At 33.6% G+C, this 8,246-nt stretch carries 9 protein-coding genes and 3 pseudogenes; all 12 read right to left on the reverse strand.

Going from position 1 to position 8,246, the window contains the following annotated elements; translation table 11 throughout:
- Window positions 1-21: 21 nt before the first annotated feature.
- A complete protein-coding gene (locus ACIFPW_RS13970; RefSeq protein ID WP_430245132.1) occupies window positions 22-345 on the reverse strand; it encodes a 2-acyl-glycerophospho-ethanolamine acyltransferase in 324 nt (107 codons plus the stop codon).
- A 299-nt stretch (window positions 346-644) separates the two neighbouring features.
- Entirely contained in the window at window positions 645-824 is a 180-nt protein-coding gene (locus ACIFPW_RS13975) for a hypothetical protein (protein WP_430245134.1), read from the reverse strand.
- Window positions 825-1,376: 552 nt separating this feature from the next.
- A pseudogene (locus ACIFPW_RS13980) lies at window positions 1,377-2,049 on the reverse strand (permease).
- Window positions 2,050-2,276: 227 nt separating this feature from the next.
- A complete protein-coding gene (locus tag ACIFPW_RS13985; protein WP_098443851.1) occupies window positions 2,277-2,468 on the reverse strand; it encodes a hypothetical protein in 192 nt (63 codons plus the stop codon).
- A 168-nt stretch (window positions 2,469-2,636) separates the two neighbouring features.
- A complete protein-coding gene (locus ACIFPW_RS13990) occupies window positions 2,637-3,050 on the reverse strand; it encodes a hypothetical protein (protein WP_430245136.1) in 414 nt (137 codons plus the stop codon).
- Window positions 3,051-3,094: 44 nt separating this feature from the next.
- Window positions 3,095-4,219, reverse strand: a pseudogene (locus ACIFPW_RS13995) (IS3 family transposase).
- A gap of 115 nt (window positions 4,220-4,334) precedes the next feature.
- Window positions 4,335-4,829 carry a hypothetical protein gene (locus ACIFPW_RS14000; protein WP_430245138.1) on the reverse strand — a complete coding sequence of 165 codons (495 nt, stop codon included), beginning with the start codon at window positions 4,827-4,829 and terminating at the stop codon, window positions 4,335-4,337.
- A 434-nt stretch (window positions 4,830-5,263) separates the two neighbouring features.
- On the reverse strand, window positions 5,264-5,608 hold the full coding sequence (locus ACIFPW_RS14005) for a hypothetical protein (RefSeq protein WP_430245140.1): 345 nt from the start codon (window positions 5,606-5,608) through the stop codon (window positions 5,264-5,266).
- A 388-nt stretch (window positions 5,609-5,996) separates the two neighbouring features.
- Entirely contained in the window at window positions 5,997-6,227 is a 231-nt protein-coding gene (locus ACIFPW_RS14010) for a PF20097 family protein (RefSeq protein ID WP_283152820.1), read from the reverse strand.
- A 729-nt stretch (window positions 6,228-6,956) separates the two neighbouring features.
- A complete protein-coding gene (locus tag ACIFPW_RS14015; RefSeq protein WP_430245142.1) occupies window positions 6,957-7,172 on the reverse strand; it encodes a DUF3953 domain-containing protein in 216 nt (71 codons plus the stop codon).
- 109 nt (window positions 7,173-7,281) lie between these two features.
- Window positions 7,282-7,545 carry a hypothetical protein gene (locus ACIFPW_RS14020; RefSeq protein WP_430245144.1) on the reverse strand — a complete coding sequence of 88 codons (264 nt, stop codon included), beginning with the start codon at window positions 7,543-7,545 and terminating at the stop codon, window positions 7,282-7,284.
- Between the two features lie 240 nt (window positions 7,546-7,785).
- A pseudogene (locus ACIFPW_RS14025) lies at window positions 7,786-8,246 on the reverse strand (hypothetical protein); the annotation flags it as partial.

The raw sequence follows: 8,246 nt of genomic DNA on the forward strand, positions 1-8,246 counted from the left end.
TGATTTCATTTAACCCATTTTCTATAAAGGTACTTCGGAGAATTCTCTCACCACTTCCATAATAAAACCAACAGTAAGAATGATGAGTGGCGATATATTTACTATCAAAGCGAATATTCTTTTTCCTAGTTTCTCTTTACTAAACAACGAAACAATACTAATCGGTACCCCGATCAAAGAACAAAGAAAGGCGAACATCACATAATACTTTAATACGCTACCAATCCCACTGGCACTGTCATCTGAAATTATGCCATTGGCAATGAATAAGGCAACTCCTGAAATGGTAACCCATCCAGTAAAAAAGGAGATTTTCGTAAGGAAGTTTAGACTGTACCTGGCCATTCCTTTCACCCCAATGCAGCTCTGCTAAAGCAAAAATATTAAAGTTATATTCCTCATTCTTTTCTCTTCGAAAAGAAGTCTATTTAGTGTTTCAGTTTTTAATAAGAAGAAAAAGATTTAAAACAACTAAAATACCTACATGTAAAACTGGCGCAAATGTCAGTTTTGCTAAAGCGGGAGTGTCATTTGTTGAATCAAAGAATAGCAAATGAAACGAAAACGCGAGGATTAACATTCCAAGTGAAATTCCTTGGCCAAACCGTACTCATTTGGCGAATTAAGAAAACAGCCATTTCAAATTAGTAGGTATCTTTCTTATTTCTCTTAAATCGATTAACAACTAAACCTGAAAGAGCAGATAGCAAAGTTACGATGAACCCTGTTGTCGGATTCAAGCTTTCCGAAAACTCCAACACACTCAATGTTAGGAGTAATATCGGGAAAAAAACTAGAAAGAAAACCTTTGTTTTCAAACTCATATATGTCCTCCTAAATCTATGATCAACTAAATTCCCCCAACTTCTAATACCAATTATTTCAAATTAGTTAAAGCAGTTCAATATTTTCTTAAATATAATAGAAGCTTACCTTATACAGATAAGCTCCAAAATTTTTAAGGATTTTTTTACATTTCACCTTTATATATTGACTATATTAATCAAACATAAAAATGAGTGCCATAACTAACATTGTCATTAAAATGAATGCACTAATAATAAAGGTAACGACTGAAGCGAAAATATATTTTCCCTTCTCAGAATAATAAATAGAGCTAGCTATAGCCAATAGAAATAGTATAGGAGAAATCACAATTCCATATGAGCCCAATGCTAGTATAGCTAGTAATAAAAATAGTAAAGGCAAGTCTCTCAACTCCTATTTTTCTTTTGTTCAGTTATCCTGCCCCTTCGTTCAATAACAGTACAATATTTTCTATGTAACCTTAGTAAACACAAAATCCTCCCATATAAAATGATTGATGGGCTATTCGTTAAATCAACAAACATAACCTTTCTATTAACCTTCATTTTCTAAATAAATCTATTTAAATATTTGCCAAATATTTTGTTCATAACTTTCGGGGTATTTTCTAAATAAACATTTATTTGTTCAATGTTCGATTCGAATTTATTAGCGTTTCTTTCATCCGTTGGAAAATCAGATATTCCTTTAATAATAATGCATTCAACATCATTCTTCTTACAAATATAAGCAATTGCTCCCGCTTCTGTATCCGCTATGGTTATTTCGTTTTTTTTCAGTTCTAGATAGTCCTTCCACATAACGACTTCTTTATCAGCGGTGCCAATTGTTCCTTTATAAAAATCATCTCCATATTTTGATAAATCAATATGAACGATGAAGGATTGTTTAATAAAAGGCTCAATTTCTTTTACCGTGCAATCATATTGAACGGCTTTGTCGGGTACAAAAATATCTAAATGACGAAACTGATCATCTATTCCTGCACATGTTCCAGCAACGATTACTTTAGTTAAATTAAATTTAGAAATCATATCCTGATTACCACCAACACCATTTACTTTTCTTACACCAGTACTATAAAAAAACAAGTTCGGTATCATTCATTGTTCTCATGAAATACTCCCCATATGGATAACCGAAACGTTCGTTATCTCTTATTCCGAAGTATTCCAAAGTTGCTTCGTACTCCCACTTCGTTGCTATGCTTATTCCTATCATCGACTAATCACCCTACATAAATGATTTTTCACTATTAGGTGGCTATATACACGGTCTGAATTTCATTTTTATTGCTATTCTTTTTTACTTTGCTCATCAACACTAGGTTATTAATTATGTAACCTTTGTTCCTAACCTGCTTCGTTAGCACAATAAGGAATAAACGCTATGCAGCTATCGCTCCGAGATACTGGAAGATGGTAAAAAACGATCCTTCTGTCTTAAGGTTAAGACTTTTCTTCTTTTGATAACAGTCCAACAATGAACATGACAATAGCATATATAATAATCGTAGTTATTAATAAAGTTAATGGATTAAAATGATCATGCAAAAATGGGGACAAAACTATTACTATCACCAATAGTATTGCACCAGCTATTTTTTGGTTTTTCTTCTTTTTTGCAACTTCCATTTTCAATGATAACCTCCCTTTATTCCTGGGTTGCTCTTAAATAATGAAATAGCTGCAAAGACACCTTATTCAACACTCGCTCTGAGATTGTTTAAGAAGCAAGGTTTCAAACTATCGAAGTTCAACGTCTTCTTTTTATATGATTTTCAGATTATACTTTTAAACTACATCTTTTCATTTATTGATCTTGAATATTTCTAACATTTCACCTTTACCTGAAATAAATTCAATGGTTTTATCATGGTCTTTGTATGTAGTTATAGGGATTTTAATTTTTATAGACTTGATTTGCTTGTTCTCCGCTAAATACCTTTCGTAATCTGATGCCTCATCAATACCTTTTCTTACCTCATCGCCGATTAAAGAATATTTTGTAGAGGTTTTTAACTCTTCTTCCAACTCTCTTTGTTCAGTCAAAATATCGAATATTTCATTGAACGTTACAACTTTTGTCTCAGTTTCAACATTCTTGTTATTTTCGAATGAATATAATTTAGCATGAGCCAATATATTCGATATATTTGCCAATATGACGATTAGAATGACAGCACCTAGTATGATACTAATTTTTTTAATAGGTTTGTCCATCCTCTCTTTGTATAATTGTTGCATCCTGGAATGTCAACACTAAACTAGACAGCTATATTAAGGTTCCTAGACTTGTGTTCAATCGGACTTAAATAGTCCAAAGTACCGTGGATTCTGATGTGGTTGTACCAGTGCACGTAATCAAAAAGTTCAATATCAAGCTGTGCCTGGTTTTCGAAGTGGGCATGATAAACAAATTCAGTTTTAATGACCTTAAACATCGCCTCAGCGACCGCATTATCATAAGGCGATCCTTTGAAGCTTAAGGACCGTTTAATTTGGATGGTTTCTAAGGCCTCGTCGATTAACTTATTCTTAAACTCGTTGCCACGGTCCGTGTGAAATAGCTCAATGTCATGCAGGTTTCCTTTAATGGAAGAGAAAGCACGCTAGACAAGCCTGGCGTCTTTTCGTGGACCTGCACTGTGGCCAATTATTTCGCAGTTAAATAGATCGACAAAGACACAGATGTAGTGCCATTTTTGACCCACACGAACATAAGTCAAGTCACTGACAACGACCTTCAACTGTTGGTTTTGATGAAATTCTCGATTCAATTCATTTGCCTGCTCAGACTCATTACACGAGCTTTTAGTAGGTTTGAATTGAGCGATTGTATATTTGGAAACAAGGCCCAATTCGTTCATAATACGTCCAATCCGGCGCCTTGAAACAATCCAATCTTGTTTCTTGAGTTCAATCTTGATTTTACGTGTTCCATAGTTTCGGCGGCTTTTTGTAAAAGATTTTTCGAATGACCTCTTTCAGTTCATCGTCATTTGATTCTAACACTTTCGCTTCATAATAGAAGGTACTTCGAGGCAGTTGTAGGACGTCGCACATTGCTGATACAGAGTATTTGTGACGATTATTGTGAATCACATTTACTTTCGTCCCATGATCAGCGCGGCTTGCTTTAAAATATCATTCTCCATCGCTAAACGCTGGTTTTCTTTTCGCAGCTTCATGAGCTCCGTTTCTTCAGAAGAACGATTATCGCTTTCCTTGAATGAACCGCTTTTCGAAAACTGACTGATCCACCGATCCAATGAAGACGGCGTTAACTCATATTCTTTAATAATTTCACTTCTTGGCTTACCGTTTTCATGTAGTTGAACCATCTGTTGTTTAAATTCCTTAGTAAACGTACGGCGTGTTCGTTTGGTCATAATAGACACTCCTCTAATAAAAGTTTTAATAAAGTCTATCTGACCTTAATTTATTTTTCTAACTGAGTGTAGCCGATTCACATAAGAGAACAAAATAATACGTGATATCTTTCAATTATGAATCGAATCGCTTTAAACTTCCCCCGTAATTCTCGTTTAGCTTTTTTATTCTTCTCATTTCCCCGATATTAAAAAAGAGCCAAACGGCAAATAAACTTATACTATCTTGAGGAAAATCTATGTTTAAAGCCTCTAAATCGAATTGGAAAAATAATATTGTTGAACCAGCACTAAATGCGAATAAGAAGATTAATCCTATAATCGCTTTTATCTTCCACTGTCTCTTTCCATGACGGTAGATCTTGAAGTTCAAAGCTTTTTGCATTGTCTTTGTACCTATGACCTTCCCGGTCCAAATCGTATAGACAGCATTCACTACCAAAATCCATAAAACTGCACAGCAAAAACCTATAAGGAATGTAGAAGATCCCCCAAGCTCTATATAAAAGCCAAACGAAACGATAAGCAAAAGCATGACAAGGTTGTTTATTATTAACAGCTTCTTTTTTATCTGCTTTATTTCTTGGATGTCCCACTTTCGTTCCTCCATCTATTTGATCCCTTCCATTACATTTTTAATTAATTGAACAGTGTTACTTCAGAGCATCTTCAACAAATAGTCACTTCTCTAACCATCTGTAATTCTTTCTTTGCTTTCACTACTATAGTCTTGTATCCGTTCCCCTTTCCAATTATTTCAAAACAACTCTTTATTCATCATCTTATATTTATAAGCAATCTATTTTATAGCTAACAAGGGGACTCCAATCCAAAGTGATGTCCCCTTAAGTTATTCAAAAATCGCTCCGAATAACTCAATCTTTTACTTCAAATTAAAAAGGAGCCTATCTTATTAAAGATAAGCTCCGAGATAACGGAAGATGGTAACGAATCCTACTGTAGTTTTCACCTATCTTCATACGGAAGACTTAAATTCGACATTTCTTCAGGACTCTAAGATAATGTAATCAATAGAATAATATTCTAAGTTGCCTTTTCTACTTCAAATTTCAACCTATTTAAATCCCATACGTCCTCTTCATAATTTTTAATAACTTTCACCTGTACTTCTTTCCCTTCATCATATTGATCTGGATTGGATACTCTTATAGTATGTGAATCTGGCATCTCTTCAAATATATATGGCGTGCTAGATGATTCTGCATCACTAATTGTTGACCAAGATTCGACTTTGATCTCCATTTCCCCACTTTCATTGTTGATTTTAGTTATCTCTCCTTCAATAAATGTTGCTTCTTCAACCTGAAAGCAACCTATCAAAGTAATAGCTAAAGTTGCGATAATGAAAGTTATCTTGCTTTTAAACACTTGGAACCCACCTTAAGTACATTAATAATAGTGCTTGCACTTCACACAATCCTGTGCAAAAACTTAATACCAATTAATTCAAATCCGGACATAGAATTCAATCTTTACTTCATATATAAAAGAGCTTATCTTATTTCAGATAAGCTCCGATTTAAAGGAATAATCCTTCTAAGAGTTATCTCCTTTTTCGCATTATAAGAAGTATGACAACTACTATTAGAATGATTGGAACTAGAGAAATTAATGCTATGCTCATTCCGCCCATCCCCATATTATCCCTCCTATCAATACCGCACGCCCTGCACTATCTGTATAGAGCTCTTACCTTATCTTCAGCAAAAGCTCCGATTTAACCAAACAATAAACTCAATTCAAAATTACTTTACTGCTATTTTATATCTTTGTTTTCACCATGTTTGAAAATAACTACACTACACTCTTCACACCTTAACGCTGGAACTTTTTTGACTTTTAACCATGCATCACCTATTAATATTTCACTTCCAAAATCCGCAAAGATGGAATCAGGTGAGTCTGACCAGCAAATTCTTCGAGGAGAGAAAATATATCCTTGCTTCAATTGGTTACCACATTCAGGACACATTACAACATCGTCCATTGTTAATTACACCACCTTCATCGTAGCGTTCTTAATGGAATAACTGGTTAGCCTGCACCTTCAATTTTAAATTAACTTTTATTTTGCCCGATGATTATGTCATAAGGACGAGTACTTTATAAAGTATTAGCTCCGAAATAACTGAAGATATAAGTTCATCACACTTTCTAGTACTCTCATTATGATCAATATTTCCCTGCTGAATTTAACAATTTATGGCTTATTACTAGTGAGGCAGGAATGCAAAAGATAACAAATATTATTATTCCGATTGCATCTGTTGCAAAACTGTAAGGTATATATTTGTTATAAATAAATCTAATGATCTTAAAGAATCCGTATAACAAAACACAAGTTATTATTAAATATAATATTTTGCCAGTCATTTCTTCCATTAAACCCCAACTCCTTTTACACAAAGTCATATGAAACCTCACAATCCACCTATATAATACCAATTATTTCAAACAAAACCGGATAACTCAATCTTTAATTCAAGTTAAAAAGAGCTTATCTTGTTATAGATAAGCTCCGAATATATTGAAAGAAGCGAAATCAATTCCTTTTATTCTATACGTCATTCTCGCTCATTCTAAATTCTTTCTTATTTTTCTTTTATCATTAAGATTTAAAACAATCTCATAACAAAGGCAACGATTAAACCCGACCACTGCTTTACCTGTTGAGATACTGAAGCAAATCATCAGCTATCGGTCCGAAATTTGCTTATTATGCAAGTAAAAGTATTATTATCGCCGATGTAGCAACAAAGTAGAAAAATGAACTACGTCTATTACCTTTCTTAAGCTCATCTATTCCCGTCGCTAAAATCATTAGTAATAGAAATATAAACAAATAAGGTAGTAAATTATGATTACCTGTAACCTTGGCATATCCTCCTAGTACACCTATTATTAAGGCGCATATAATCCTAAGCAATTTCAAAAAAGTTTCAACTCTTTTCTAATCGATTAGATAAGAATAAGCGAAATCTCTTTTTCTTATCTTGTGCACTTTAGCTAAAGAATGTGGTCCAATATCACTCAAAGAATGTTTAAATTCTTTTTTTAATTCGATAAGATCGAACTAATACATAATCAACAAATATTTTACAATGAATACTTAAAAAACCGCCGAGAGTAACTTTTATGCATTTAGCTTCATTATTATCAGCTTTTAATTCTCCAGTTAACGTCGCTCTTAAAGCTAGCCCAATATTTTCATCCTGTAATTCTCCATCTACATATAACTTTTCACCTTTCCATTTATTTTCCACCTGAATTCGATGGCCATCATACGTAGCTTCAAATATCTTCATATCTCCACTCCCTTGATCGACAAAATTAATTCAATGAACCGGCTCTTTTTGTGAGCTCATATTAACAACCTTTTATTCCATTTAACTGCCCGTTTTTTTAGAACTTCAGAATCCATGTCCCTCCTTAAACTAACTCTTTACTAGCTAAAACAAAATAGAGCGTAATCCTTTTAGATTAACGCTCCGAATTACTTGAATAATTCTGTCTTATGTTTGATGTAAAGTCGTGAGTTCTTAACTTTACTCTCTCAAAGCATCTCTAAATTCTTCATCGTTTATATATCGAATGTCTTTTACTTTTCCTTCTTCATTTGTAGAAGCCATACCCTCAACATCCATCGTTTTGCTTTCGTCATTTTCTTTATTAGTATAAGTAACCTTCATTTTGAAGTCATATTCACCCTCTTTATCATCTTCTTCAAGTGCGACTTCTTCAACCTTTAACATATAGTTAGGATGAGCTGCTTGCAAGAACCTTACTCCTCCACTAAGTTTTACTATGTCGTTCCCATAAAAATCATCAGTCACATATGGCTTGAATTTTTCTTCTCTATAGTCAGTGAGATTTTCAGCCATTTCTCCGTTAGATTCTAATATATTTTCCTGTTGTTTATTGCAATATAGAAGTGCAGACCTTTGCAACAGAAAAATGCAGAGTCCTGCACTTATTTTAATAAGGGTATAAAAAAAAGACTTGCCAG

Origin of the sequence: Pseudalkalibacillus sp. NRS-1564, assembly GCF_050467905.1 — a bacterium.
In the GTDB taxonomy this organism is placed as follows: Bacteria; Bacillota; Bacilli; order Bacillales; family Guptibacillaceae; genus Guptibacillus; species Guptibacillus hwajinpoensis_B.